A 26,471-nucleotide genomic window follows, 5' to 3' on the forward strand; every position below is an offset into this window, starting at 1 on the left:
GTGCGGCTGCGGTGGATCCGCCACTGCTCCTCCACAGCCGCGTCGCAGGCCGTCGCCATCCACAGATTCGTCGCTCTCGCCTCGACGGAGCGGGGTTCGTCCATACGCTCGGAGTTCACCGAGACTCCCGACCGTGAGGATGATCCCATGCCGCTCGAAGGACCCCGCACCACCGACTATGACGCCCCGAACCCGTCCGCACCGGAACCCCCGGATCAGGCTTCGACGGGGGTGCGGCCGACGTCGAAGCGCCGTCTCGTGCTCGTGCTGGCGCTCCTCGGCGTCCTGGGCATCATCGCCACCGCCGTCAGCAGCTGGGTCGTCGTGGGGGCTTTCGCGCGCGGGTTCTCGACCGTCGCCGAACTCGGGAAGCCGGTCGCCGCCGCCGTGGTGCCGGAGACGCCGGGCGAGGGGCCGGCCTCGGTCGAGCCGGACGCCGAGCCGCCTGCTGAACCGGCTGCGGCGGCGGAGCGACGCGATCTGGACTGGGATATGCCGCTTCCGGAGGGCGAGATCCCGTATGTCAGCTTCACTCGCGGCACGGACTGGTCTTTCGGCGCGGAGCGTCCGGAGTTCGGGACGGACGGGTACCGCAATGAGCAGACCGGCTGCTCGGTCTGGGTGACGTCGGGCGGTGTGGAACTGCCCGCGCCGGATGCTGAGGAAGGCGACCGGGAGCGGAGCCTTCGCTGGGCGGGAAGCCTGCTGGGAAGGTCGTTCGCCTTCGAGGAGACGGCCGATGCCTCGATCGCCGCCGAACACGGGTCGAACCGTGGGCGCATGGATCTGATCGCGGTGCCGAAGGAGCGCAGCGAAGGTATCAGCGACCTGATCATGACGCGGGTGTTCACGGATTCCGACCAGGGTGTGGTCGCCTACGCCGAATGCCCTGACGCCGCTTCGCTGCATCCGACGTTCGAGTACCTCCTGCGGAACGCCTACGTCGTCACCGCCCCGCCCTTCTGAGCCCGGGGCATCCACCCCGAGGCAAGGCGATGCCTCAAACTCCCCGCATCGGCCCGCGCGGCGCATCACCCGCATCCACGATGCGGTGCGACGCCGCCCTCGCCACACGCTCCACCCGAGCACCCCACGCACACGCCGGGCAAGAACCGGCGGACACTCGAATACGAACGAGAAACCCCCCGTCCGCGATGCGGACAGGGGGTTCCCGTTTCGAGTGGGGCTACCAGGACTTGAACCTGGGACCTCTTCGTTATCAGCGAAGCGCTCTAACCGCCTGAGCTATAGCCCCGAGAATCGGCCGAGTGCTAGATTACCCGACCGATGCGGAAACGACGAATCGTGTCAGTTGTTGGTGAAGCCGACGAGGATGCCGCCGGTGATGCGGACGCTCAGGTTGTAGAGCGCGGCGAGGACGGCGCCGAGGGCTGTGGTGACGACGAGGTTGAGCAGCGCGGTGATGAGCGCGAAGCCCATGACGTTGCCGAGCGACAGGAACGACATGAGGTCGGTGCCGGAGCCGGCGACGTCGCGGACGAGTTCGTCGACTTTCTGGAAGACGTTGGTGGACAGCAGCACCGTGTAGATCAGGAACGAGGCGACGATGCTGACGATCGCGAGGCACACGGCGACGAGGAACGACAGTTTCACGGCCGACCAGAAGTCGATGTAGACGAGGCGCAGCCGCACCTGCTTGGCGGGTGTGCGCCGGGTCGACTTCTTCGCGAGCTTCTCGGCGATGCTACTCATTCAGCTGACTCCTCCCCCGATGCCGCGGGGGCCTCGGTTGCTTCATCCGCCAGGCCCAGGTTCCGCTCGGAGTTCCTGGCGACGGCGATGATGCGGTCCTGCTCCGCGAATTTCGCGAAGACCACACCCATCGTGTCACGCCCCTTCGCGGGCACTTCGGCGACGTCAGAGCGTACCACCTTGCCGCTGGCAAGAACCACAAGGACCTCGTCGTCGTCGTGCACGATGAGGGCGCCGGCGAGGTCGCCGCGGTCGTCGGAGAGCTTGGCGACCTTGATACCGAGCCCGCCGCGGTTCTGCAGGCGGTACTGGGCGACGTCGGTGCGCTTGGCGTATCCGCCTTCGGTGACGACGAAGACGTAGGGGCGGCCGTCTTCGGCGGCGTCCTCCTCGCCGGATGCGGGCACGACGGCCGCTTCGAGGAGTTCGTCGCCATCGCGGAACGACATGCCCTTCACGCCCGAAGTGGATCGGCCCATGGGGCGGAGGGCGTCGTCGTGGGCGGCGAAGCGCAGCGACATGCCCTTGCGGGAGACGAGGAGGATCTCGTCGCCCTCATCGACGAGCATCGCGGAGACGAGTTCGTCGCCGTCGCGCAGTTTGATCGCGATGATGCCGCGGGAGCGGTTGGTGTCGTACTCCTCGAGGGCGGACTTCTTCACGAGGCCGTCGCGGGTGGCGAGGACGAGGAACTTCGCAGCCTGGTAGTCGCGCAGGTCGAGGATCTCGGCGACCTCTTCGTCGGGCTGGAGTTCGAGGAGGTTCGCGAGGTGCTGACCCTTGGCGTCGCGCCCGCCCTCCTGGATCTCGTAGGCCTTCGCACGGTACACGCGGCCCATGTTCGTGAAGAACAGCAGCCAGTGGTGGGTGGTGGTGACGAAGAAGTGCTCGACGACGTCGTCGGCGCGCAGCTGGGCGCCCTTGACGCCCTTGCCGCCGCGGTGCTGCGAGCGGTAGTTGTCGCTGCGGGTGCGCTTGACGTAGCCGCCGCGGGTGACGGTGACGACCATCTCTTCTTCGGGGATGAGGTCTTCGATCGACATGTCCCCGTCGAAGCCGGGCATGATGTGCGTGCGGCGCTCGTCGCCGTATTTGCCGACGACCTCGGCGAGCTCTTCGGAGACGATGCCCCGCTGACGGGTCTCGTCGGCGAGGATCGCCTGGTATTCGGCGATCTCCCGCTCGAGTTCAGCGAGCCTGTCGAGGATCTTCTGGCGTTCGAGGGCGGCCAGCCGACGCAGCTGCATCGTGAGGATGGCATCTGCCTGGAGGGTATCGACGCCGAGCAGCTCGATGAGGCCTTCCCGGGCGGCATCCACGTCGGGGGATCGACGGATGAGCGCGATGACCTCGTCGAGCATGTCGAGTGCGAGGGCGTAGCCGCGCTGGATGTGCGCGTCGGCTTCGGCCTTCTTCAGGCGGAACTTCGTGCGGCGCACGATGACGTCGACCTGGTGGTCGACCCAGTGCGCGATGAAGCCGTCGATGGAGAGCGTGCGGGGCACGCCGTCGACGATCGCGAGCATGTTGGCGCCGAAGTTGTCCTGCAGCTGGGTGTGCTTGTACAGGTTGTTCAGCACGACCTTGGCGACGGCGTCGCGCTTCAGCACGATGACGAGGCGCTGGCCGGTGCGGCCGGAGGTTTCGTCGCGGATGTCGGCGATGCCCGAGATCTTGCCGTCCTTGACGAGGTCGGCGATCTTGATGGCGAGGTTGTCGGGGTTGACCTGGTAGGGCAGTTCGGTGACGACGAGGCAGGTGCGGCCGTGGATCTCCTCGACGCTGACGACGGCGCGCATGGTGATGGATCCGCGGCCGGTGCGGTAGGTGTCGAGGATGCCCTTGGTGCCGAGGATCTGCGCACCGGTCGGGAAGTCGGGGCCCTTGATGCGCTGGATGAGCGCTTCCTGCAGTTCTTCGCGGGTGGCCTCGGGGTGCTCGAGGTACCACTGGGCGCCTTCGGCGACCTCGCGGAGGTTGTGCGGGGGGATGTTCGTGGCCATGCCGACGGCGATGCCGACGGAGCCGTTGACGAGCAGGTTCGGGATGCGTGCGGGCAGGATCGACGGTTCCTGCGTGTGGCCGTCGTAGTTGTCCTGGAAGTCGACGGTGTCCTCGTCGATGTCGCGAACCATCTCGAGGGCGAGCGGCGCCATCTTGGTCTCGGTGTATCGGGGGGCGGCGGCCCCGTCGTTGCCGGGCGAGCCGAAGTTTCCCTGCCCGAGCGCGAGCGGGTACCGCATCGACCACGGCTGGACGAGGCGGACGAGGGCGTCGTAGATGGCCGAGTCGCCGTGCGGGTGGAACTGGCCCATGACGTCGCCGACGACGCGCGCGCACTTCGAGAAGGCCTTGTCGGGGCGGTAGCCGCCGTCGTACATGGCGTAGATGACGCGGCGGTGCACGGGCTTCAGCCCGTCGCGCACCTCGGGCAGGGCACGGCCGACGATGACGCTCATGGCGTAGTCGAGGTAGGACCGCTGCATCTCGAGCTGCAGGTCGACCTGGTCGATCCGGCCGTGGATGCCCGGGCCGTCCGTCTCGTCGGGGGTGATCTCGTCAGTCATCGCTCTTCTTCTTCTCGGATCCGCGGGTCTCGTCTCTCACGCTGGCGCGTCAGATGTCGAGGAACCGGACGTCCTTCGCGTTCTTCTGGATGAAGGTGCGGCGCGCATCCACGTCCTCGCCCATGAGGGTCGAGAACACCTCGTCGGCGGCGGCCGCGTCATCCATCGAGACCTGCAGCAGGGTGCGGGTCTCGGGGTTCATCGTCGTCTCCCAGAGTTCCTGGTAGTTCATCTCGCCGAGGCCCTTGTAGCGCTGGATCCCGTTCTCCTTGGGGATGCGCTTGCCGTGGGCGACGCCGTCGGCCAGCAGCGCGTCGCGCTCCTTGTCGGAGAACACGAACTCGTGGTCGGCGTTCGTCCACTTCAGCCGGTACAGCGGCGGCTGGGCCAGGTAGACGTGCCCGAGCTCGATGAGGGGCCGCATGAAGCGGAACAGGAGGGTGAGCAGCAGGGTCGTGATGTGCTGGCCGTCGACGTCGGCGTCGGCCATGAGCACGATCTTGTGGTACCTGGCCTTGGAGGGGTCGAAGTCCTCGCCGATACCGGCGCCGAAGGCCGTGATCATCGCCTGGATCTCGGCGTTGGCCAGGGCCCGGTCGAGGCGCGCCTTCTCGACGTTCAGGATCTTCCCGCGCAGCGGCAGGATCGCCTGCGTCGCGGGGTTTCGGCCCTGCACGGCCGAGCCGCCGGCCGAATCGCCCTCGACGATGAAGATCTCGGAGATCGACGGATCCTTCGAGGAGCAGTCCTTCAGCTTGCCGGGCATGCCGCTGGATTCGAGGAGGCCCTTGCGGCGGGTCGCCTCGCGCGCCTTGCGGGCGGCCAGGCGCGCGGTGGCCGCGCCGATCGACTTGCGGATGATGTCGCGGGCCTGGTTGGGGTTCCGTTCGAACCAGTCGCCGAGCTGGTCGGCGGCGACCTTCTGCACGAAGGACTTCGCCTCGGTGTTGCCGAGTTTCGTCTTCGTCTGGCCTTCGAACTGCGGTTCGCCGAGCTTGACGGAGATGACGGCGGTGAGGCCCTCGCGGACGTCTTCGCCGGTGAGGTTCGCGTCCTTCTCCTTCAGGAGGCCCTTCTCGCGCGCGTACCGGTTCACGAGGGTCGTGAGCGCCGCGCGGAAGCCTTCTTCGTGCGTGCCTCCCTCATGGGTGTTGATGGTGTTCGCGAAGGTGTGCACCGACTCGGTGTAGGCGGTCGTCCACTGCATCGCGACCTCGAGGGCGATCTTGCGCTCCGGGTCTTCGGATTCGAAGGAGATGACCTCGTCGTGGACGAGTTCGGCCCGCTTGGAACGGTTCAGGTATTCGACGTAGTCGACGAGCCCGCGCTCGTAGAGGAAGACGTCGTGCCGGTGCGGGGCCTTGCCGGCCTCCTCGTCTTCGCCAGTGTCCCCGTCGACGATCTGCGGCACGTCCCGCTCGTCGTCGAGGGTGATGCGAAGACCCTTGTTCAGGAACGCCGTCTGCTGGAAGCGGGTGCGCAGCGTCTCGTAGTCGAACTCGACGGTCTCGAAGATGTCGGCGTTCGGCCAGAAGGTGATGGTCGTTCCGGTGGCGTCGGTCGTGCCGGTCTGGGCGAGGGGGGCATCCGGGACACCGCTGTGGTAGGTCTGGCTCCAGACGTGGCCCTTCTGGCTCACCTCGACGTCGAGGCGCGTGGAGAGGGCGTTCACGACCGAGGAACCGACGCCGTGCAGACCTCCGGAGACCGCATAGGCCCCGCCGCCGAACTTGCCGCCGGCGTGCAGGATCGTGAGCACGACCTCGACCGTGGACTTGCCTTCGGCCTTGTGGATGTCGACGGGGATGCCGCGGCCGTCGTCGACGACGCGGAGGCCCCCGTCGGCGAGGATCGTGACGTTGATGGTGGTCGCGTAGCCGGCCAGGGCTTCGTCGACCGAGTTGTCGACGATCTCGTAGACGAGGTGGTGGAGGCCTCGGGGGCCGGTGGATCCGATGTACATGCCCGGGCGCTTGCGAACCGCCTCGAGGCCTTCGAGCACCTGGATCTCATCCGCGCCGTATTCGGGCGAACTCTGGCCCTTCTTCGGTTCCGCTGTCATATTTGAATCGGGCTCCTGACCGTCGTTGTGGCGACGTTCAATCCTATCAGCCCGGGCGTGTTTCGAAGCCGTTACACGCCCGCCTGACGCCCTGAGGCGCGCTCAGTGACCGATTTTGCCTCCTCAGCCATAGGTATCGCGCGGACCGCGCCCTGGAACCGATCTGGGACCCCTTTTCCAGGATGGGGCGTCGGGCCCCTGGAAGCGCATCGATTCCACGCCCGAATCCGGGAAGCGGTCGACGACCCGTGAGACGAGCTCGGTGCGCATCAGCCGGAGCTGCGTCGCCCACGCCGTCGACTCGCATCGAACCGTCATCATCCCGCCCTCGATGCCGACCGGTTCGGAGTGCTTCGCGATCTCCGCACCGGCGACCTCGGGCCAGGATGCGAGCAGTTCGTGCCGGGCGAGCGGCGCCGTCCAGCCGAGCTGGGTCGTCAAGGCGTCGAGGGCATCCCCGAGGGCGCGCGGATCGCGCCCCGGCGCGAAGGGGAGCTCGGCTTCGGGCGTGCGGCGCTCCCGCCGCCGCCGGCTCGGCGCACGACCGTCACCGCCGAATATCTCGCGGAAATGGCGGTAGACGCGCTCCGCCTCCGTCTGGGGGCCGGGCTCAGGCATCCGTGCCTCCCTCCTCGGCGGCATCCGCGTCGCCCGACTCGATCCTGCCACCGTCGATGTGCACGAGCCGAGCCGAGAGGGACTCCGGCACGTCCTCGAGCACGGCGGCCGTGATCAGCACCTGCTCGAACCCCGAGATCGCCGCGGCGAGTCGCTCGCGCCGGGTGCGATCGAGCTCGGCGAACACATCGTCGAGCACGAGGATCGGGTCGCCCGACGGCGCATCGCTCCGCAACAGCTCGGCGCCGGCCAACCGGAGCGCGAGGGCCAGCGACCACGACTCGCCGTGACTCGCATACCCCTTCGCCGGAAGCCCGCCGAGTTCCAGCAGCACGTCGTCGCGATGCGGGCCGGCCAAGGTGACGCCGCGCTCGAGCTCGCGCGGGCGAAGTGCGGCGAGGGCCGTGCGGAAGCGCGCCGCCGTATCGGCAGAGTGCGACCCGGCATCCACCGCGGCGCCCTCGGGGACCCGCGATGCGGCCGGCTCGTCGTCGACGATAGCCCCGTCGATGGAGAGGAGGGGTCGAATGCGCGGCTCGTGGTCGGCGTCGACGATCGCGTGATAGGCGCGGCGCAGGGGCTCGTCGAGGGCGCGGATGACGCTCGTGCGCTGATCGATGAGCTCCGTGCCGAGCTCGATGAGGCGTTCGTCCCAGATATCGAGCGTCGACAGCCCCGAGGCCGGGATGCCGCGTGCGCGCGCCGACTTCAGCAGCGAGTTGCGCTGCTTCAGCACGCGCTCGTAGTCCGCCATGACACCGGAGAGCCGCGGGGTGAGCTGGACGAGGAGCTCGTCGAGCATCCGCCGCCGTACGGAGGGCTCGCCGCGCACGATCGCGAGATCTTCCGGCGCGAACAGCACGCTGTGGCAGTATCGCGGCAGCTCGCGGGGCTTGGACGGGGCACGGTTGATCTGCGCCCGGTTCGCGCCCTGCCGGTTCAGCTGCACCTCGACGAGCACGTCGCGGCCGTCGTGGCGGAGCAGCGCACGGATGATCGCCGCATCGGCGCCCGCGCGGATCAGCGGCTGATCGCTCGAGACCCGGTGCGAACCGAGCGTGGAGAGGTAGCCGATCGACTCGACGAGGTTCGTCTTGCCCTGACCGTTCCGGCCGACGAGCACGGTCGCACCCGGCTCCAGCTCGAGCTCGGCGCGCCCGTAGTTGCGCCAGTCGGTGAGGGAGAGTCGGGCGACGTGCACGGATCCACGCTACCTGCGACCGCCGACACCCGCGTCGGCCGGGCGCTCAGCGCAGCAGCAGGTTCGGCTGCAGCAGGTAGCGGTAGCTGTCGTTGCCGGCCTGCTCGCGCGAGGTCTGCGCCGTGATCAGGACGGGTCCGGGCTTGTTCGGGTTCTCGGTCTTCGTGAACGAGACCCGCACGAACTCGGAATGCACGGCGCCGAGGCCGTCGAGCAGGAACTGCGGCTTCAGCGAGACGACGGTCGCCTCGCCGGTGAGCACCGTGTCGATGGTTTCCTGCGCCTGCGCCTGCTCGCTGCCGATCGCCTCGAGGGTCAGACCCTCCTCGCCGAAGCTGTAACGGAGGGCCGCTTCGCGTTCGAGCACGAGGGAGACGCGCCGGGTCGCCTCGATGAGCTCGGCGGTGTTCATGACGGCGTAGTTGTCCACCGTCTCGGGGAAGAGACGGCGAACCGGCGGGAAGTTGCCCTTGATGAGCAGGCTCGTGACGGTCTTCTTGTCGGCGCTGAAGGCGATGATCGCCCGGTCGTCGCGCTGCGCGATCGTCACCGAGATCGTGCCGGAGTGGCCGAAGGTCTTGCCGATCTCCTGCAGGGTTCGCGCCGGGACGAGTGCGGTGGTGACCTCTTCGTCGCCGACGCGCCCGCCGTCCCAGTCGATGTCGCGCACGGCGACGCGGTACCGGTCGGTGGCGACCATGCTGAGGCGATTGTCGGCGATCTCGAGCTGCACGCCGGTGATCACCGGTGTCACGTCGTCGCGGGAGGCGGCGACGGCCACCTGCGAGACCGCGTCGGCGAAGGCATCCGCCGGCACGACGCCCGAGGGCTCGCCGATCTCGGGAACCGAGGGGTACTCCTCGACCGGCATCGAGGCAAGGGTGAAGTTCGCCGAACCGCAGGCGACGGAGATCCTGGATTCCTCGGTCGTGAAACGCACCGGGGCGTTCGGCAGGCGGCTGGCGATCTCGGCGAGAAGTCGGCCGTGGACGAGGATCGTGCCGGGCTCTTCGACGTCGGCGGCGATTTCGGTCTGCGAGGAGACCTCGTAGTCGAAGGAGGAGAGGACGAGACCGTCCTCGCTCGTGCGGATGAGCACGCCGGAGAGGATCGGGAGCGTGGTGCGCTGCGGAAGCAGCTTCACGGCGAAGGAGACGGCCTCGCTGAACACATCGCGATTGACCTGGAACTTCACGTGATCTCCCGTCGCTGAGGTTGGATGCGGCGCTCCAATGCTAGGGCGTGGGCCCGGCCGGCGCACGCTGCGCGCGCCGAAGCCGTCGGCCCTTCGGCGCGAAGCGCCGGCCGCCGCTTCTCCTGGCTCGGCGCGAGGCGACCGCCTCGGCGACGTTCGACTCGAGGTTGTCGAGCTTCCCTGGTTAACACTTCTCTGTTAACGGTGTTAACCGGTGTGGAAACTGTGGACAACTTCCTCGAGGCCCGGAATCACGCGGTGTTAACGCGATCGGGCTTGTGGATGCGGTGTGGGAGGACCGGCCGCGGATGTCGAGGGGCGGTCACCGGCCGAGGCGGTTATTCACAGGCGCTCCCCGCCCGTCAACAGGCCCGCCGGGGTTGCTCGTTAACAATCCACAAGTTATCCACATGTGTGAAGTGGGCTCGCGGAGATCAGCGGAAGCGGCTCGTCTGCTTGATGCGCGCCGTCAGCTCGGTCACCTGGTTGTAGATCGAACGGCGCTCCTTCATGAGCTCCGAGATCTTCTTGTTCGCATACATCACCGTGGTGTGGTCGCGATTGCCGAAGAGCTGACCGATCTTCGGCAGCGACAGGCTCGTGAGCTCCCGGCAGAGATACATCGCGATCTGCCGCGACGTCGCGACCCCCTGCGAACGGCTCGACCCGTACAGATCGTCGACCGTGAGCTTGAAGTACTCGGCCGTCGCCGTGATGATGTCGACCGGGGCGACCACGTTGTCCTCATCGTCGCTGATGAGGTCCTTCAGCACCGTCTGCACGAGCGCCATGTCGACCGGCGTGCGGTTCAGGCTCGCGAACGCCGTCACGCGGATCAGCGTGCCTTCGAGCTCGCGGATGTTGCTCGAGACCTTCGTCGCCATGTACTCGAGGATGTCGTCGTCGACCATCAGGCGATCCGACTGCGCCTTCTTGCGAAGGATCGCGATGCGCGTCTCGAGGTCGGGCGCCTGCACATCGGTGATGAGCCCCCACTCGAAGCGGCTGCGCATCCGATCCTCGAAGCCCGTCAGATGCTTCGGCGGCACATCGCTCGTGATCACGACCTGCTTGTTGTGGTCGTGCAACTGATTGAAGGTGTGGAAGAACGCCTCCTGCGTCTCCGCCTTGCCCTGCAGGAACTGGATGTCGTCGATCAGGAGGATGTCGATGTTGCGGTAGCGCTGCTGGAACAGGGCTCCCCGGTTGTTCGCGATCGAGTTGATGAAGTCGTTCGTGAACTCCTCGCTGGAGACGTACCGGACGCGGATGCCCGGGTACAGGCTCATCGCGTAGTGCCCGATCGCATGCAGCAGGTGGGTCTTGCCGAGCCCCGAGTCGCCGTAGATGAACAGCGGGTTGTAGGCCTTGGCCGGCGCCTCGGCGACGGCGACCGCCGCCGCATGCGCGAAGCGGTTGGACTGGCCGATGACGAAGTTGTCGAAGGAGTACTTCGGGTTCAGCCTGGAATCGCGCGGCCGGTCGGCACCGGGCGAATCGAACATCGACTGCGGCGGAGCCGGAGTTTCGAGGTGCTCCTCGACTGCCGGTTCGGCGACCGGGGCCTGCGGCGCGAAGTGCGGCGCCTCTTCGAGCTCCGGGTTGACCACCACGTAGAACGATGAGGCGACGGCGGCCTCGTCGCCCTCGGCGGCCGCGGCGCTCGAGACGGCCTGCATCGCCGAGATCAGGGGGACGCGCATCCGCTGGTTCAGCATGCTCGCCGTGAAATCGTTGGGCACCTCGAGGTAGAAGGTGCCGCCGGCGATCCCCTTCGGCTCTACGAGGTTCAGGAACCCCTGCAGCATCGGCGTCACGGCCGTGTCTTCCGAAAGGCGTGCGAGCACACCCGCCCAGGTCTCGGAAATGGGCTGTTCCGCCATCGTTCCCCTGTTCCAAGCCACGTCACGCCGCTGGTCGATCCCCCGTTCGATGGAGCGAGCCGCGTGAATCCGAATGTTCACCAGGTTATCCACCGCCTGTGAAAAGTCCGCGCGACATGCGCGGAATTCCGGGCGGAAAGCTGGGGATAACCGGCTTCACACGGTAGTGGACGGGCCGCTCGGCGACAAATACTTCGACCTGAGGTCGAGGCTCTCGGCGTGTCGGTGCGTCGCGTAGGCTGTGGATCAGGCGATAATCATCGGTTCGATGCCGTCGCGGTTTGACCGCAGCGGCGCAAAGCCGTAGGTTTAATCAGTTGACCAACGCCTTTTGGGCACCCCAGTTTTCCCCGGGCGGCCGTGTTGCACGCCGTCCGCTGCGGAGATCACAGCGAAAGCAGCAGAGTATGAGCAAGCGTACGTTCCAGCCGAACAACCGTCGTCGTGCCAAGAAGCACGGCTTCCGCCTCCGGATGCGCACCCGCGCCGGCCGTGCGATCCTCGCCGCCCGCCGCCGCAAGGGCCGCACCGAGCTCTCCGCCTGAGCGCGCGTGCTCCCCGACGGTGCTCGCAAAAGCCAACCGCATCACGAGCGCTGACGACTACCGCGCGCTCGTGCGGCGCGGCGCGAAGGTCGCCGGTGCGCACACCGTGAGCTACATCCGGCCTCGGGACGAAGGCGAATCCGCCCGATTCGGGTTCATCGTCTCCAAGAAGGTCGGGAAGGCCGTCGACCGCAATCTCGTGCGGCGACGGCTGAAGGCCGCCTGCCGCGGCATCGTCGACGACGGCACCATCGGGTTCGACGTCGTCGTGCGCGCACTGCCGTCGGCGGCGGATGCCGGATGGGATGCCCTCGAAGCTGACATGGCCCGCGTCGTCCGCAAGGCACGGAGCCGGTGAGATGCCTGCTTTCGTCGCCGTCGTGCTCCTCCTGCCCCGCAATCTCGTCATCGCGGTGCTCATCGCCTACCGGAAGGTGATCTCGCCCCTCTACGGCGACGTCTGCCGGTACTACCCCTCCTGCTCGGCATACGGCCTCGGATCCGTGCAGCAGCGCGGGGTCGTCATCGGCGCCGCCCTCGCTGTCTGGCGCATCCTCCGCTGCAACCCGTGGGCCTCCGGCGGCATCGACGAGGTGCGTTCGCCGGCACGGTTCCGGTACCGGATCACGCGTGCGGGCTTCGTGGCGCCTTCGCGCGGTGTGGATGCCGCTGCGGCATCCACACCCGGCTCGCACGCCGGCCATGCCCACGCTTCTGACGTCCGCGCCACGTCGTCGGCCCTCGCCCCCGCACTGTCCCGAAAGGACTGACCCGCTTCCATGGACATCATCGGAATCATCCTCTGGCCCATCAAATGGGTCATCGAGCTCATCCTCGTGGCCTTCCACTCGATGTGGACCTTCTTCGGCCTCGATGCCGACGGCGGCGTCACCTGGGTGCTCTCGATCGTCGGCCTCGTCATCGTCGTCCGGGCCGCGCTCATCCCCGTCTTCGTGCGGCAGATCAAGAACCAGCGGCGGATGCTCGAGGTCGCCCCGCAGCTGAAGAAGATCCAGGACAAGTACAAGGGAAAGAAGGACCAGTTCTCGCGCGAGGCCATGTCGCGCGAGACGATGGACCTCTACAAGAAGACCGGCACGAACCCGATGTCTTCGTGCCTGCCTCTGCTCCTGCAGATGCCGATCTTCTTCGGCCTGTTCTCGGTGCTGAACGACGCCCAGCACGATAAGGCCGGCGTCGGCCTGTTCAGCCAGGAGCTCGCCAACTCCTTCGCGAACTCCGAGTTCTTCGGCGCTCCGCTGAAGTCGACCCTCATCAACGCCGTGAACGCCGGCGGCCCCTGGCAGGTCATCGTCATCGCCGTCATCATGATCGTGCTCATGACCGCCTCGCAGTTCTTCACCCAGCTGCAGATCGTCTCGAAGAACATGTCGCCCGAAACTAAGGCGAGCCCGATGTTCCGCCAGCAGCGCGTGCTGCTCTACCTGCTCCCCTTCGTGTTCCTGTTCTCCGGCGTCGCGTTCCCCCTCGGTGTCATGTTCTACTGGCTCGTCTCGAACTTCTGGACCATGGGCCAGCAGTTCGTCGTCATCCGGAACATGCCCACGCCCGGCTCCGACGCGGCGAAGGCCCGCGAGGCCCGCCTGGCCAAGAAGGGCAAGCTGCCAGCCGAAGAGCAGTCGACGATCGTCGTCGAGGAGAAGAAGCCCGTGCAGCGCCAGCAGCCCGTGAGCAAGTCGCGCTCCAAGAAGCAGCAGAAGAGGAAATGACGATGACCGACGTCCAGCCCGAAGCAGAATCCCGATCCCTCAGCCAGCTCGAGGAAGAGGGTGACATCGCCGCGGATTACATCGAGGAGCTGCTCGACATCTGCGACCTCGACGGCGACATCGACATCGATGCCCGGAACGGCCGCGCCTACGTCTCGGTCAACGCCGGCGACGGCGCGAACCTCCGCGTACTGTCGAAGCCCGAGACGGTCAGTGCCCTCCAGGAGCTGACGCGCCTGGCCGTGCAGACCAAGAGCGGCGCGTTCTCGCGGCTCATCCTCGACATCGGGGGTTCGCGCGACGCCCGCCGTTCGGAGCTCGAGATACTCGTGGCCCGCTCGCTCGAGCGCATCGAGAACGGTGCCGCCGAGGCGGCGCTTCCTCCGATGTCGTCGTACGAGCGCAAGCTCGTGCACGACCTCGTCGCGGAGGGCGGCTTCCACTCCGAGTCGCGCGGCGAGGGAGCCGAACGGCACACGGTCATCACGCGTTCGGCGTGACGGGCGCCATGGACGCCGGCGCCGGCTCCCCCGCGCTCGAGCCGGAGCCGGCCGCTGCGGCCAGGCTGTTCGGCGAGCGGATCGAGCTCGCGCGCGCGTTCGCCGCGGCGCTCGCCTCGCGGGGCGAGGAGCTCGGCCTGATCGGGCCGCTCGAGCTGCCGCGTCTGTGGACGAGGCATCTGCTGAACAGCGCACTCGTCGCTCCCCTGCTCCGGCCGGGTCGCGTCGGCGACATCGGCAGCGGTGCGGGGCTACCCGGGCTCGTGCTGGCCATCGCCCGGCCCGACGTCGACTTCGTGCTCATCGAGCCGATGGAGCGCCGGGTCGCCTGGCTCGAATCCCAGGTGGAGGAGCTCGGCCTGCGGAACGTGACCGTGCTGCGCGCCCGGGCCGAGGACGCGAAGCTCCGGGGCGAACTCGACCAGGTGACGGCCCGGGCTGTGAGCGCCCTCCGCACCCTGATCCCGATCACCGCTCCCCTCCTGAAGTCGGGCGGCGAACTCGTGCTCATGAAGGGTGCGAGCGTCGAGAACGAGATCGCAGCGGCCGAGAAACCCATGCGAAAGTATGGGGTTCGGGATGCCGAGGTGATCGTGCTCGGTGAGGGCATCGTGCCCGACAGCGAGGTCACCCGCGTGTTCCGCGCGCGCGTCGCGTGACCGCTACGCGCTGAGCCGTCCGCGCGGCTTCGGGCCGACGGTCTCGTCTTCGCCCGCGAGCCTGTGGAGATGGTCGGCGATGCGTGCACGGAGGGCGTCGTGCTGCGGACCGAGCGCCGTCTCCGGGTCGCTCCAGTTCGTCGGCTCGTACTGCCAGACCGGCTTCGTCACGAGCTCCGGCCTCTCCCACTCGTGGCGGGGCCAGATGTGCGTGTGAACGAAGGCATCCGTGTTGCCGAGGATCTCGATGTTGATCCGGCGGAAGGCCGGATCGGCCTCACGGCAGGCGGCCTCGACCGCGGTGGCGAGGAGATCCACATCCGCGAGGTATCGCACGCGCTCGTCTCGCGGCAACTCCGCCAGGGCGCGCGCATGGGATCCTTCGCGAGGAGCAGGCTGTAACCGGGAAGGAACTGCACGTCCCCGATGACGGCGAATCCGCCGTTCATCTCCGTGAGAACGGTCGGATTCTCCCCGCTCGCGGCCGAGCGGATGCGGTCTTCTCGCCATGCGGTCATGGGCGCCGACTCTAGCAGGACGCCGGCGGGAGGTCGGCTTTCCTGGGTGAATGCCGCAAGGGATGTTCACATGGGAGTGCACCTGTGGATAACTGCGTTCGGTGCGATTCGCAGGGGGTTCTTCGGGACGCTGAACGGTCATGCTGTGGGCTTGTCCTGCACAACCTGGATCAGGCGGCCGTCGGGATCCTTGACCCATACGATCAGGAGGCGTCCCAACCACGGCTCGGGCTCCTTCACCGGTCGTGCGCCGAGCTCGAGCAGTCGCCGGTATCCGGCCGGCGCATCGTCGGTCCAGAGGATGACGGCTGCTCGTTCGCCCTCGGTCACGGGGTCCTGGCCCGAGGCCGATCCGACGTTCTCTTCGCCATGCCGCGTGAGGGTTCCCTCTACGAACCCACACCGCGAAAGTCGCTGCGTAGACGCACCCGTCACCGCGGCATAGCCTGCGGCATGGGGATGGACGGCGATACCTGGTTCGCGATCGCACTCGTGGGCGTCTTCGTTGCGCCCTTCGCGACCTGTCATTGCCGTGGATCATCAGCGCCGAGAAGAAGCGGCAAGCTCGAAGGGTCCAATCTGGCATGCTCGGAACGTTCGACGATCTCCTCCACCCCGAAGCGCGAGCGGCCAACCTCATCTGGGAAGCCCAAAGAGAACTCCCCGCGCCGGCATCCCTGCCAGGCGACCGAGACTTCAGCAGCGGCAAGATCCGGATCGGACTCCCGGAGCAGCCTGAACGTTCGAACGCTAGCTGTACTTCCCCGTGACGTTGTGAACGCGTTGTGAGGGTGTTTGGCCGCCGATGCCGGTGTGGGGTCTGTGGTGATTGTAGTCATGGAGCCAGGTGTCGTAGGCGGCGGTTCGTTCGGCTTCGCTGGTGTAGGGCTTCGCGTAGGCCCATTCGGCGGCGAGGGTTCGGTTGAACCGTTCGACTTTGCCGTTGGTCTGGGGCCGGTAGGGCTTGGTCCACTTGTGCTTCACGTTCTCGCCGAGGGCGTCGGCGAAGGCGTGGGAGCGGTAGCAGGCACCGTTGTCGGTCATCACCGCGGTCACTGTCACCCCGAGGCCGGTGAAGAACGCGTTCGCGCGGTTCCAGAACCCGGCGGCGGTCTCTTTGCGTTCGTCGTCGAGGATCTCCGAGTACGCGACCCGTGAGTAGTCGTCCACGGCGTGGTGCAGGTAGCGGTAGCCGCGTGAACCTGCCGCGCCGGCCCGGGCGGCTTTGTCGCGGGCGAGGCCAGCGTGGCGGTCCTGGGCGGACCCGCGGCCGTGGACGCGCCAGCCGCCGCCGTCGGGGATCCGGCCTTGCTTCTTGATGTCCACATGCACCAACTGGCCCGGTTTGGCGACTTCGTAACGCACCGGCTTGGGCTTGCGGACGGGCAGCCCTGTGGCCTGGTCGATGTTCGCCAGCTTCGGCATCCGATACCGTGCGAGCACCCGGCCGACCGTGGAACGGTGCAGCCCCAGGTGATACGCGATCCGGTGCGGCCCCCACCGACGGACGAACCGCAACGCGAGGATTCGCCGTTCTGTCTTGCGCGGCAGCCGGCCCGGTGACGAGTGAGGCCTCGAACTACGGTCGGTCAGCGGCAGGCCGGCGCGGTACCGGCGAGCCCACCGAGATGCCGTCGCCGGCGAACACTGAAAGCGTTCGGCCGCACGGCGGACAGTCCAACCGTCATCGACGATCAGAACGGCAAGACGTCGACGCCCCTCCGGCGTCAAGGGCGCGTTAGCGTGAGTCACGAAGACCTCCGTGGTCAGGACGGTGAGTGTGGTAACCCACATCCTGCCCCGGAGGTCTTCACTACCTCAGCCGTTCACAACCTGTCAGGGAAGTACAGCTAGACGTTCACAGCACCTCCCGACGTGACGAAACGACATAGGGCCCCGGGCTCGAATGCGATGGCTCACGTGGAGCATCGCCACCGCTCCGCAGTGCCGCGAAGTCCGGACGGTTGCCACCGGACGCCCGTTGCGGGGGCCACATATTCGGAACGCGCCCCGTATGGGTGTTGTCTTCTACGCCAGAACCAGCGAGGGAGAGGGTGGGGCGGTGCGGCGGCTCGTGTCGGGAACCAGGCCCGGCCATCGCGCCGGTACATGCCCGCCGCGGGAATTCCCCTACGGAAACTCCCCCTATTCGATGCGATGTTTCACGTGAAACATCGACCCTGGCCCGTAGCTCCGCGGAAGCGGATGGTTGTCGTCGGGAGCCTTCTGCGCGAGCCTCGTATCAGGTTGTAGCCCCATACGGAGTTGCGTCTCGATGTGAGCTCTCGGACCATGGAGGCCTAACAGCGAGCACGACGTGGGGCTGGGATTCGTGTCAGGGACCAGGCCTCGGCCATATGGCCAGGAGACCTCCTGCATGAATGCGATGGTTCACGTGAAACATCGACGTCTGCCCGCGGTGCCGCGGAAGCATGGATGGTTGCCACCGGGAGCTCTCTGTGCGAGCCGCAAGTCCGGGTCGTTGCCCCGCACCGGTCGTGCCTTCGATGTGAGGCCTCGGATCGTGGTGGTCTAACGGCGAGCGCGACCTGGCGGTGACTCGCGTCGGGGACCGAGCCTGGCCGTATCGCCGGCACACGGCCGCGGGAACTCCCTCTGTTCGACGCGATGTTTCACGTGAAACATCGACACTGGCCCGCAGCTCCGCGGAAGCGGGGATGGTTCCCACCGGGAGCCTTCTGCGCGAGCCGTGCATCCGGGTTGTAGCCCCGCATGGGTTCGAGTCTTCGATGTGAAATCTCAGACCGTAGAGGTTTAGGGAGTGTTGCGGAACTCCGTGCGCGGCGAGGACGTGCGATGGGCGACCGGATGCAAGGCGGAGGAGGAGAGCCTCACTGGAGGTGAGGCCGACGACGACAACGCAGCAAACGGCCGCCCGTCGTGCGCCGCAGCGCGAGCGGAGTTCCGCAACACGCCCTAACAGCGAGCGCGACGTGAGGCTGCGATTCATGTTGGGGACCGAACCTCGGCCATATGGCCGGGAGACACTGCTCGAATGCGATGTTTCACGTGAAACATCGACGTCTGGCCGCGGTGCCGCGGAAGCATGGATGGTTGCCACCGGGAACTCGCTGCGCGATCAGCACGTCCGGGTCGTCGCTCCGCACGGGGTCGTGCCTTCGATGCAAGTTCTCGGACCGTGGTGGTTCTCCCGGCGGGAGCGGTTCGGCGAGTCGAGTCGAGCGTGGGGCTCCGCAGCGCGGCTGCGATGCGGGCGGAATGCCTATCGGTCTCACGATCGAATGCAGTGTTTCACCTGAAACATCGTTCCGTGTGGGGTGTGCCATCGAAACCAGACTCTGGCCGGTGTGGAGCTGCAGGCGAGGACGAGTCGGCGCGGCGAACACCAAGTCTGGGACTGTGGCGTGGGTATGGTGCCGGCGCAGCGTCAAGAGGACTCCCCCGCACGAATGCGATGTTTCACGTGAAACACCGACGCCATTGTCTCAACCACGCATTCGTCGATCCCGACCGTGAACGCAGGACTGGCGGCACCGACCGATCATGGCTGGAGCGCCCGGAAGGTTGCGCCCTTCGATGTGGATCGTCGACGAGACACCGGAGGGCTGTGCGGCGTTCCCTTCCTTTGGACGCCGCCTAGCCTCGGTCTGATCCTGTTCCAGGCTGCAACGCCTCCGGAGCAGGGCAGCGTAGCCGGCTGCCACCGGACTTGTTCTCCGCATCCGCGAATCGTCCTCCCAGCATCTTTTGAATGCCAGAGGTCGGCGTAGACCTCCGGGGTGAGGTTGGGAGCCACACTCGCTGATCGTCCACGGCGGTCTTCGGGACTCACACTCGCCCTCTATGCCGGAGGGGCGTCGCCGTCCGACCGTCGATGGTTGCGTCATCAGACTGACGGTGGAACGGTTCCACGTGTCCGGCCCGTGACCGCGTCTCGGTGAGTGCGCAGAAACAGTGCGGCCGAGGTGCTGGTCGAGCGGTGCGGGGAAGAACAACTCGTCCTCACCACTGCACGTTCGATCCACGCCTTCGACCCCGCATCTCCGATCGTTGCGGTTCTGGCGGCGGGAGCCGCTCGGCGAAGTGATCTCGTTGATGTCCGCGGCCGACCATCGTGTCGGTGTGCTGCCAATCAGGCGCTCCTCCTCGAGTGCGATGTTTCACGTGAAACATCGATGCTGGCCTCTGCTGCGTATCGATGACCCTCGGGCATGTGCGCGGTGCAACGTCACCGGGCGAGCAGCACTGGAGCGGAGGGAGCCGCCATCCGGCAACCGTCCTCTGGACGGTGACCATCAATGTCATTCGACTGTTGAGCGGGTGCGCGGTCGTGGCGAGCGTGCTCGCCCCCTCGGACGCCACTCGGTTCGGGCGCGCTCATCCTTCCGGCCGTGGCTTCGGTGTGAGGCCTCGGATCGTCGTGGACTAACGGCGAGCGCGACGTGGCGGTGACTCGCGTCGGGGACCGAGCCTGGCCGTATCGCCGGCAGACGGCCGCGGGAACTCCCCCTGTTCGATGCGATGTTTCACGTGAAACATCGACGCTGGCTCGCAGTGCCACGGAAGCATGGATGGTTGCCACCGGGACGCCGGATCTTGGACCGTCCTGCCTTCATGGGTCGGGATGCGCAAGCGAGGCGGTTTCACGTCGGCGGCAGCGTCCCGGGCATCCTGCTGGCGTGCAGCGGACAGGTATCCCCGGCATCGGTGTTTCACGTGAAACACCGATGCCGGTCCCGCAGTGGTGGCTACGTGGCTGCCACAGGGCGTGCGGATACGGCACCATCGGCCGACCACTCTGGGGGTGCAGGGAGAAGGAGCGTGCTCTGTTCGAGGTCGGCCGCTGACAGGATGTGAGGGTTTGAGCGAGTGCGCATGCGCGGAGAGCGGCTTCTCCATATCTCGAACGCCCGCATGTTCGCCGCGGACGTGGTTCGGCACGCACAGCTGCCGGCAAACCGGGACGTGAACCCCCCGCCGTGACCGACGCCGCGGGCCGCAGGGAGTGTTGCGGAACTCCGTGCGCGGCGAGGATGTGCGAGGGTGACCGGATGCAAGGCGGAGGAGGAGGGCCTCACTGGAGGTGAGGCCGACGACGACAACGCGGCAAGCGGCCGCCAGTCGTGCGCCGCAGTGCGTGCGGAGTTCCGGCAACACGCCCTAGTTGCCCATGCGCTGACTCTGGGGCGTCCACGGTGTTGTCGGGACTCCGCGGGCATCAGCACAGATGTTCTTGCTCGGAGACCTTGGTCATACCGGCGTGAGCTCTCCGTATCGCAGGCAACGAGTCCCGCGTGACGTGCCGAGCGAAGCGATGTTTCACGTGAAACATCGGCGTGTCGATCGTCGGACCGGCAATACCGTGACACCCGGTGTTCCGCCTATCCGCGCGGGAGAGCGAGGGTTAGGGTGGGACCGCCATGGACTCCCGGCACAACCCGATCGGGAGGGCGCGAACGACGGGATGGCGAATGGCTGGCTGGTTTCAGCGTCGACGTGAACGTGCGGAAGCCCGACGTGCAGAGAAGGAAGCTCGAAAGCGTGGAGTGCCGCTCGAGGCAGCCCCGGACGAGCACCCCCAGGCGGAGCGGGACGTCGAGCTGACGAATCCTCCCGCGCACGAGACTGCCGCCGGTGCGGCGCGGCTCGGCGATGGAGATGAAACGAGCGGCACGTCCGGCGCGATCGCCGTCGCAACACTCGAGAAGGATGACGTCGAGGCCGCGGAGCATGTCGTCGCCGATGAGCCGGCGGCCGAGGCGAACGACTCCCCCGCCGCAGCGGATACGGTGACGCCATCCGCAACGGGCGAACCGGCACCGGCGGAACCCAGGGCCGATGTCGACGCAGCGGTCGAAGGTGCACCAGCGGAGAACGAGCAGGCGCGGGAGAACGAGCAGGCCGACACGGGATCCGAAGCTCCCGAAGCTGAGCCTGAGCACGCCGGATCCGAGCGGAGCGAAGCAGCCGCGGACGCGCCCGCCGGCGCAGCCGCGGAGTCCGAGGACGATGCGATGGACACCGAAGCGCGCGAGACGGGTGCGTCTGCGCAGAACGGTGCGCCCGAGCGTATCGACTGGGATGCGGTGACCGCCGCCGCACTCACCGAGGACTTCCCCTCCGGTTTCGATCCGCTGGCCCAATGGCGCCCAGGGACGGACGGGGCCGAGCAACCGGGGGACGCAGCGGCGGACGCTTTGCCCGCGGCCGAGCAAGCGACGAGCGAGCACGAAGCGGACTCCGGCGACGAGAGTGCGCGGGCGTACGACGAGGAGTCGAACGACGACGCAGCGGACGCCGAGGAGACATCGTCGACGGAAGACGAGAATGCCGGCACCTCGGCTGCGGACGAGAGCGACGGCGGGGCCCGCGAGGCCGGGAGTGCCCCGGCATCCATCCACGCGGCCGCCGAGCGTGCGGTGGACGCCGCGTCGGTCGCGGCGACCGCACCGAACTATGCTGAAGAGGCGCCCGAAGCGGCATCCGAGCAGGCCCCCGCGAGTGACGCGCCTTCCGATGTTTCACGTGAAACATCTCCCGCACTCGGAGGAACCCCCCTGGCTGATCAAGTTGCGAATGAGACGCGCCGTCGCGCGGCCCTCGACTCCAAGAAGCTCCCGCTCCCCTCGTCCACCCGCATCCTGACGGTGTCGAACCAGAAGGGCGGAGTCGGTAAGACCACGAGCACCGTCAACCTCGCCGCCGCTCTCGCGCGCGGCGGTGCGCGTGTCCTCGTCATCGATCTCGACCCGCAGGGCAACGCCTCCACCGCTCTCGGTGTCGAGCACCCCGCAGAAGAGCTCAGCGTCTACAACGTCCTGGTCGGCGAGGCGACGATCGGAGAGGTGATCCGTCCGTCGACCGAGCATGAACGACTCGACTGCGTGCCGGCGAATATCCACCTCGCCGGCGCCGAGATCGAACTCGTCTCCCTCGTCGCGCGCGAGCAGCGGTTACGGCGAGCCCTCGACCGCTACCTCGGCGAGATGGAGGACCCGTACCACTACGTGATCATCGACTGCCCGCCGTCGCTCGGACTGCTGACGATCAACGCATTCGTCGCCGCACGTGAGGTGCTCATCCCGATCCAGTGCGAGTACTACGCCCTCGAGGGCCTGTCGCAGCTGCTCAGCAACATCGAGCTGATCCAGCAGCACCTGAACAGCGAGCTGACGATCTCGACCATCCTGCTCACGATGTTCGACTCCCGCACCAATCTGGCGCAGCAGGTGGCGCAGGAGGTCCGCGACCACTTCCCGACGCAGACCCTCGAGACGATCATCCCCCGCTCGGTGCGCGTCTCCGAGGCACCGAGCTACGGCCAGAGCGTCATCAGCTACGACTACTCGTCGAGCGGATCCCTCTCCTACCGAGAAGCCGCCGCGGAGCTCGCGCACCGCGGTGCACCAGTCAGCAAGGAACGGTAATCCATGGCAACCAAGCGAACAGGGCTCGGCCGCGGCATCGGCGCCCTCATCCCCACCACGGACGAATCCAAGGGTGCCCGGCCCGTCGACGTGTTCTTCCCCGGCGCCGAAGCCGCCACCGCGACCGCGACCGCCATCGCCGCTCCGCCGAGCGAACCGGACGCCCCCGCAGAGGAGCTCATCGCAGTCCCGGGCGCCCGGCTCGCACAGCTCGACCCCCACTCGATCGTGCCGAACGCCAAGCAGCCGCGCACCGTGTTCGACGAGGACGACCTCGCCGAGCTCGTCCACAGCGTGCGCGAGTTCGGCGTGCTGCAGCCGATCGTCGTCCGCCCGCACCCGGACCTGCCGGAGCAGTACGAGCTCATCATGGGCGAGCGGCGCCTGCGCGCCTCGAAGGCCGCCGGCCGTGAGACGATCCCCGCGGTCATCAAGGACACCGCCGACGAGGACATGCTGCGCGATGCGCTCCTCGAGAACCTCCACCGATCCGAGCTGAACCCGCTCGAAGAGGCATCGGCCTATCAGCAGCTGCTCGAGGACTTCGGCATCACGCAGGAAGCCCTCGCCGATCGCATCGGACGCTCCCGCCCGCAGATCTCGAACACCCTCCGCCTGCTGAAACTGCCCGAACCGGTTCAGGTGCGCGTCGCGGCCGGCGTGCTGAGCGCCGGACACGCTCGCGCGATCCTCTCGGTCGGCGACACCGAAGCCATGCAGCGCCTGGCCGACAAGATCGTGAACGAAGACCTCTCAGTACGCGCGGCCGAAGCCGCCGCGACAGCGGAGCCGAAGTCCGCGAAGCGCAGCAACAACCCGGCTGCGGGCCGCCGGCAGGAGTTCCTCGACGAAGTCTCCTCTCGCCTCGGTGACCGCCTGAACACTCGCGTCAAGGTCACGCTTGGCGCACGAAAAGGCCAGATCAACATCGATTTCGCGAGCGTGCAGGATCTCCGCCGCATCCTTGAGGAACTCGGCGAGGACCTCACCGGCATTTGAGCCGGAGACAAGAAGCGGCGGTGCGCGATGCGCACCGCCGCTTCTGCGTGGTCGACCTTACGCCGCTGCTCCGCCGCGAGCGGCCGCCGCGCGGACGAGACCGTCGTACACCTCGGCCTGCGTGCGACCGGCAGCCTCGATCGCGAGCGGCACGAGCGAGGTCTCGGTGAGCCCCGGGATGACATTCGCCTCGAGGAACCACGGGGTGCCGGACTCGTCGACGATGAAGTCGATGCGGGACAGATCGCGGAGGCCGAGCGCATCGTGCGCGGTCACCGCGGCGCGCGCCACGGCATCCGCCTGCTCGGCGGGCAGCCGCGACGGCGCGTAGAACGTCGTCTCCCCCGCCGTGTACCGGGCCTGGAAACTGTAGACCCCGTCCACCGGCACGATCTCCACCGCCGGGAGCGCCACCGGGCCGTCGCCCGTGTCGACCACGGTGACCGCGACCTCGGTGCCGAAGATGCGTCGCTCGACGATCGCGGTGTCGTCGTAGACGAAGGCCTCGACCATCGAGCGGGGCAGTTCCTGCGGATCGGCGACGATGCTGACGCCCTGCGCCGAACCGCCGGAACCGGGCTTCACGACCAGGTCGCCCTCGAGCCCGCGACGGACGACGCGGAGCACGCTCGGCGCCCCGAGCTCACGGAACGACTCGTGGGAGAGCACGACCGACTCCGGCACGACGATCCCGGAACGGGCGACGATGGAGCTCGCCCCCGGCTTCCACCACGCCTCGCGCGCCGCTGCTCCCGTCGAGCCGACGAAGGATATGCCGAGCGCGGCAAGCAGATCGAAGAGCGAACCGTCCTCGCCGCTCGATCCATGCAGTGCAGGGAATACCACATCGGGCTTGAACTCCGCGAGATACGGCAGCAGTCCGGCATCCGGATCCCGCATCGTCACGTGATGCCCGGCCGCGGTCAGGGCATCCGCCACCCGCCGCCCCGAGCGGAGCGAGACATCGCGTTCATGGGAGATCCCGCCCGCGAGGACGATGACGTTCAATGCGCTCGAGTCGTTCATGGATCGGGGGCTCCCTACTTGAGGTCGGACGGCGGGGCGGAGTCGAAGTCGGGGCTCGGCGGCAGCGACAGCGGGCCGGTGCCCGCGAAGGTGTCGAGCAGGTCGAGCTCGCCGTTGACGACGGTCGCGAGGCGGCGGATGCCGACCCGGATCTGATCGGTCGTCGGGTAGCAGAACGACAGACGCATCGCGTGGCGACCGCGCCCGTCGGCGAAGAACGCCGTGCCCGGGGTGTACGCGACGAGTTCCTTGACCGCGCGCGGCAGCATCTGCTTCGAGTCCAGCATCTCGGGCATCGTGACCCAGACGTAGAACCCGCCGTTCGGGTTCGTCCAGCTCAGCTGCGGCAGGTGCTCGCCGAGCGCCTCGACCATGACGTCCTTCCGCTCGCGATAGACGCCGCGGAAGCGGTCGATCTGCTCGCGCCAGTCGGCGGTCGCGAGGTACTCGGACACCACCATCTGGCTGAACGATGAAGGCGAGAGGATCGCCGACTCGGCGGCGAGGATGAGCTTCTCGCGCACCGCGTGCGGGGCGAGGGCCCAGCCGACCCGGAAGCCGGGCGCGAGCGTCTTCGAGAACGAGCCCAGATAGACGACGCCCTCCGGGTCGAGGGCGCGCAGGGCATCCGGAGCCGGCTCGTCGAAGTGCAGCAGCCCGTACGGGTTGTCCTCGAGGATGAGGATCTCGTTCTGCCGGCAGATCTCGATGATCTCGGGCCGCCGCTCGGCCGCGAGGGTCACGCCGGCCGGGTTGTGGAAGTTCGGGATCGTGTACAGGAACTTGATGCGCCGGCCCTGCCCGCGCAGGTGCGCGATCGTCTGCCGCAGCGCTTCGGGGATGAGGCCCTGATCGTCCATCGCGACGTGCACGACGTTCGCTTGGTACGAACGGAACACGCCGATCGCGCCGACGTAGCTCGGCGCCTCGGCGAGGATGACGTCGCCCGGGTCGATGAAGAGCTTCGTCACGAGGTCGAGCGCCTGCTGCGAACCCGTCGAGGTCACGACGTTGTCGACGGAGCCGTGGATGCCTTCGAGGGCCATGACGTCGAGGATCTGCTCCCGCAGTTCCGGGATGCCCTGGCCCGATCCGTACTGGAGGGCCGTCGGGCCCTGCTCGCGCATGACCTTCTCCATCGAGGAGACGATGAGCTCCTGCGGCAGCGCGGAGACGAACGGCATGCCGCCGGCGAGCGAGACCACTTCGGGCCGCGACGCGACGGCGAACAGAGCTCGAACCTCGGATGCGGAGAGCCCGGAAGCTCGCTCTGCGTAGTTCGCATACCAGGGGTCGAGGTTGTTGCCGGTCCGCTCGGGGACGCCGTCAGTGGTCACATTGCTTCCTTCTGCTCAGGGTATTCATCGTAGTTCTCGGAGATGGGTGCGGAATGCGCGGCCCCCGGCCGGGGTGCGCCGGGGCATCCACCCGGGAATCGAAAAGACCCGCCCGGCGTGTGCCGGACGGGTCTGATGCGAAGACCGCCGACTACGAGATGTAGGCGGCGAGGTCGGCCTCGAGGGCGGGCTTCGGCTTGGCGCCGATGACGGTCTGCACGACCTCGCCGTCCTTGAAGACCTTCATCGCGGGGATCGCGGTGATCTGGTACTTCATCGCGAGCTGCGGGTTCTCGTCGACGTTGAGCTTGACGATGTCGAGCTTGTCGGCGTGCTCGGTCGCGATCTGGTCGAGGATCGGGCTCACGGCGCGGCACGGGCCGCACCATTCGGCCCAGAAGTCGACGAGCACGGCCCGGTCGTTCTTCAGGACTTCCTGCTCGAAGGTGGCCTCGGTCACTGCGCGTGCAGTCATGGTTTCTCCTTCTCGTGCGCCGGGCGGGCCGGCG

General features: G+C 67.5%; 22 protein-coding genes and 1 tRNA gene. 9 read left to right on the top strand and 14 right to left on the bottom strand.

What is annotated here, in order from left to right; all coding sequences use genetic code 11:
* The first annotated feature begins 258 nt into the window (after positions 1 to 258).
* Positions 259 to 966, top strand: coding sequence for a hypothetical protein (locus tag G127AT_RS07710; protein ID WP_210901616.1), 708 nt, complete (start codon positions 259 to 261; stop codon positions 964 to 966).
* Positions 967 to 1,181: 215 nt separating this feature from the next.
* On the opposite strand, the gene G127AT_RS07715 is transcribed toward G127AT_RS07710, so the two are convergent.
* From G127AT_RS07715 to dnaA, 8 genes are all read right to left on the bottom strand, one after another.
* A tRNA-Ile gene (locus G127AT_RS07715) sits at positions 1,182 to 1,255 on the bottom strand.
* Between the two features lie 53 nt (positions 1,256 to 1,308).
* Positions 1,309 to 1,713, bottom strand: a complete 405-nt coding sequence (locus G127AT_RS07720) for a DUF3566 domain-containing protein (RefSeq protein ID WP_210901618.1) — start codon at positions 1,711 to 1,713, stop codon at positions 1,309 to 1,311.
* The gene (gene gyrA / locus G127AT_RS07725) at positions 1,710 to 4,280 is read right to left on the bottom strand and encodes a DNA gyrase subunit A (protein ID WP_210901620.1); all 2,571 of its coding nucleotides are present in this window, start codon (positions 4,278 to 4,280) and stop codon (positions 1,710 to 1,712) included. The genes G127AT_RS07720 and gyrA overlap by 4 nt, the downstream gene beginning before the upstream one ends.
* 49 nt (positions 4,281 to 4,329) lie before the next feature.
* Positions 4,330 to 6,342: a DNA topoisomerase (ATP-hydrolyzing) subunit B gene (gyrB, locus tag G127AT_RS07730; RefSeq protein WP_210901622.1), complete on the bottom strand. Its 2,013-nt coding sequence runs from the start codon at positions 6,340 to 6,342 to the stop codon at positions 4,330 to 4,332.
* 123 nt (positions 6,343 to 6,465) lie between these two features.
* The gene (locus tag G127AT_RS07735; RefSeq protein ID WP_210901624.1) at positions 6,466 to 6,960 is read right to left on the bottom strand and encodes a DciA family protein; all 495 of its coding nucleotides are present in this window, start codon (positions 6,958 to 6,960) and stop codon (positions 6,466 to 6,468) included.
* On the bottom strand, positions 6,953 to 8,161 hold the full coding sequence (gene recF / locus G127AT_RS07740) for a DNA replication/repair protein RecF (protein WP_210901626.1): 1,209 nt from the start codon (positions 8,159 to 8,161) through the stop codon (positions 6,953 to 6,955). The genes G127AT_RS07735 and recF overlap by 8 nt, the downstream gene beginning before the upstream one ends.
* Before the next feature lie 46 nt (positions 8,162 to 8,207).
* A complete protein-coding gene (dnaN, locus tag G127AT_RS07745; protein ID WP_210901628.1) occupies positions 8,208 to 9,356 on the bottom strand; it encodes a DNA polymerase III subunit beta in 1,149 nt (382 codons plus the stop codon).
* Positions 9,357 to 9,790: 434 nt separating this feature from the next.
* A complete protein-coding gene (dnaA, locus tag G127AT_RS07750; protein ID WP_210901630.1) occupies positions 9,791 to 11,239 on the bottom strand; it encodes a chromosomal replication initiator protein DnaA in 1,449 nt (482 codons plus the stop codon).
* A 407-nt stretch (positions 11,240 to 11,646) separates the two neighbouring features.
* On the opposite strand from dnaA, the gene rpmH reads away from it, so the two are divergent.
* From rpmH to rsmG, 6 genes are read left to right on the top strand one after another with little or no spacing between them, the layout of a single operon-like run.
* Entirely contained in the window at positions 11,647 to 11,784 is a 138-nt protein-coding gene (gene rpmH / locus G127AT_RS07755) for a 50S ribosomal protein L34 (protein ID WP_021010601.1), read from the top strand.
* A 19-nt stretch (positions 11,785 to 11,803) separates the two neighbouring features.
* On the top strand, positions 11,804 to 12,142 hold the full coding sequence (gene rnpA, locus G127AT_RS07760) for a ribonuclease P protein component (protein WP_210901632.1): 339 nt from the start codon (positions 11,804 to 11,806) through the stop codon (positions 12,140 to 12,142).
* A 1-nt stretch (position 12,143) separates the two neighbouring features.
* Positions 12,144 to 12,554 (top strand): membrane protein insertion efficiency factor YidD, encoded by a 411-nt coding sequence (gene yidD / locus G127AT_RS07765; RefSeq protein WP_210901634.1) that lies wholly within the window; start codon positions 12,144 to 12,146, stop codon positions 12,552 to 12,554.
* Positions 12,555 to 12,563: 9 nt separating this feature from the next.
* The gene (yidC, locus tag G127AT_RS07770) at positions 12,564 to 13,514 is read left to right on the top strand and encodes a membrane protein insertase YidC (protein ID WP_210901637.1); all 951 of its coding nucleotides are present in this window, start codon (positions 12,564 to 12,566) and stop codon (positions 13,512 to 13,514) included.
* A 2-nt stretch (positions 13,515 to 13,516) separates the two neighbouring features.
* Positions 13,517 to 14,014, top strand: coding sequence for a Jag family protein (locus tag G127AT_RS07775; RefSeq protein ID WP_244857840.1), 498 nt, complete (start codon positions 13,517 to 13,519; stop codon positions 14,012 to 14,014).
* An 8-nt stretch (positions 14,015 to 14,022) separates the two neighbouring features.
* Positions 14,023 to 14,673, top strand: a complete 651-nt coding sequence (gene rsmG / locus G127AT_RS07780; protein WP_210901942.1) for a 16S rRNA (guanine(527)-N(7))-methyltransferase RsmG — start codon at positions 14,023 to 14,025, stop codon at positions 14,671 to 14,673.
* Positions 14,674 to 14,676: 3 nt separating this feature from the next.
* Here rsmG and G127AT_RS16075 read toward each other — a convergent pair whose 3' ends face one another.
* The 3 genes from G127AT_RS16075 to G127AT_RS07795 all read right to left on the bottom strand — a co-directional run bounded on the left by G127AT_RS16075 (position 14,677) and on the right by G127AT_RS07795 (position 16,943).
* On the bottom strand, positions 14,677 to 15,009 hold the full coding sequence (locus tag G127AT_RS16075) for a hypothetical protein (protein ID WP_244857842.1): 333 nt from the start codon (positions 15,007 to 15,009) through the stop codon (positions 14,677 to 14,679).
* Positions 15,010 to 15,329: 320 nt separating this feature from the next.
* A complete protein-coding gene (locus G127AT_RS07790) occupies positions 15,330 to 15,719 on the bottom strand; it encodes a VOC family protein (RefSeq protein WP_210901641.1) in 390 nt (129 codons plus the stop codon).
* Positions 15,720 to 15,941: 222 nt separating this feature from the next.
* On the bottom strand, positions 15,942 to 16,943 hold the full coding sequence (locus G127AT_RS07795; RefSeq protein ID WP_210898326.1) for an IS481 family transposase: 1,002 nt from the start codon (positions 16,941 to 16,943) through the stop codon (positions 15,942 to 15,944).
* A gap of 4,787 nt (positions 16,944 to 21,730) precedes the next feature.
* Here G127AT_RS07795 and G127AT_RS16080 point away from each other — a divergent pair.
* Positions 21,731 to 22,600, top strand: a complete 870-nt coding sequence (locus G127AT_RS16080) for a ParA family protein (RefSeq protein ID WP_280527619.1) — start codon at positions 21,731 to 21,733, stop codon at positions 22,598 to 22,600.
* Between the two features lie 3 nt (positions 22,601 to 22,603).
* The gene (locus tag G127AT_RS07805) at positions 22,604 to 23,599 is read left to right on the top strand and encodes a ParB/RepB/Spo0J family partition protein (RefSeq protein ID WP_210901643.1); all 996 of its coding nucleotides are present in this window, start codon (positions 22,604 to 22,606) and stop codon (positions 23,597 to 23,599) included.
* A gap of 57 nt (positions 23,600 to 23,656) precedes the next feature.
* On the opposite strand, the gene G127AT_RS07810 is transcribed toward G127AT_RS07805, so the two are convergent.
* The 3 genes from G127AT_RS07810 to trxA form a co-directional block, all read right to left on the bottom strand.
* Entirely contained in the window at positions 23,657 to 24,625 is a 969-nt protein-coding gene (locus G127AT_RS07810; RefSeq protein ID WP_210895734.1) for a D-alanine--D-alanine ligase family protein, read from the bottom strand.
* 14 nt (positions 24,626 to 24,639) lie between these two features.
* Positions 24,640 to 25,962 carry an aminotransferase-like domain-containing protein gene (locus tag G127AT_RS07815; RefSeq protein ID WP_210895736.1) on the bottom strand — a complete coding sequence of 441 codons (1,323 nt, stop codon included), beginning with the start codon at positions 25,960 to 25,962 and terminating at the stop codon, positions 24,640 to 24,642.
* 151 nt (positions 25,963 to 26,113) lie between these two features.
* Complete coding sequence (gene trxA, locus G127AT_RS07820) at positions 26,114 to 26,437, bottom strand: thioredoxin (RefSeq protein ID WP_210895738.1); 324 nt, start codon at positions 26,435 to 26,437, stop codon at positions 26,114 to 26,116.
* Positions 26,438 to 26,471 lie beyond the last annotated feature (34 nt).

The organism is Agromyces archimandritae, from assembly GCF_018024495.1.
Classification (GTDB): Bacteria; Actinomycetota; Actinomycetes; order Actinomycetales; family Microbacteriaceae; genus Agromyces; species Agromyces archimandritae.

Coding starts and splice junctions, on each gene's coding strand:
- G127AT_RS07720 (WP_210901618.1), bottom strand. CDS start 1,713: ATGAGTAGCATCGCCGAGAAGCTCGCGAAGAAGTCGACCCGGCGCACA.
- gyrA (WP_210901620.1), bottom strand. CDS start 4,280: ATGACTGACGAGATCACCCCCGACGAGACGGACGGCCCGGGCATCCAC.
- gyrB (WP_210901622.1), bottom strand. CDS start 6,342: ATGACAGCGGAACCGAAGAAGGGCCAGAGTTCGCCCGAATACGGCGCG.
- G127AT_RS07735 (WP_210901624.1), bottom strand. CDS start 6,960: ATGCCTGAGCCCGGCCCCCAGACGGAGGCGGAGCGCGTCTACCGCCAT.
- dnaA (WP_210901630.1), bottom strand. CDS start 11,239: ATGGCGGAACAGCCCATTTCCGAGACCTGGGCGGGTGTGCTCGCACGC.
- rpmH (WP_021010601.1), top strand. CDS start 11,647: ATGAGCAAGCGTACGTTCCAGCCGAACAACCGTCGTCGTGCCAAGAAG.
- yidD (WP_210901634.1), top strand. CDS start 12,144: ATGCCTGCTTTCGTCGCCGTCGTGCTCCTCCTGCCCCGCAATCTCGTC.
- yidC (WP_210901637.1), top strand. CDS start 12,564: ATGGACATCATCGGAATCATCCTCTGGCCCATCAAATGGGTCATCGAG.
- G127AT_RS07775 (WP_244857840.1), top strand. CDS start 13,517: ATGACCGACGTCCAGCCCGAAGCAGAATCCCGATCCCTCAGCCAGCTC.
- rsmG (WP_210901942.1), top strand. CDS start 14,023: ATGGACGCCGGCGCCGGCTCCCCCGCGCTCGAGCCGGAGCCGGCCGCT.
- G127AT_RS07790 (WP_210901641.1), bottom strand. CDS start 15,719: ATGACAGGTCGCGAAGGGCGCAACGAAGACGCCCACGAGTGCGATCGC.
- G127AT_RS07805 (WP_210901643.1), top strand. CDS start 22,604: ATGGCAACCAAGCGAACAGGGCTCGGCCGCGGCATCGGCGCCCTCATC.
- G127AT_RS07810 (WP_210895734.1), bottom strand. CDS start 24,625: ATGAACGACTCGAGCGCATTGAACGTCATCGTCCTCGCGGGCGGGATC.
- trxA (WP_210895738.1), bottom strand. CDS start 26,437: ATGACTGCACGCGCAGTGACCGAGGCCACCTTCGAGCAGGAAGTCCTG.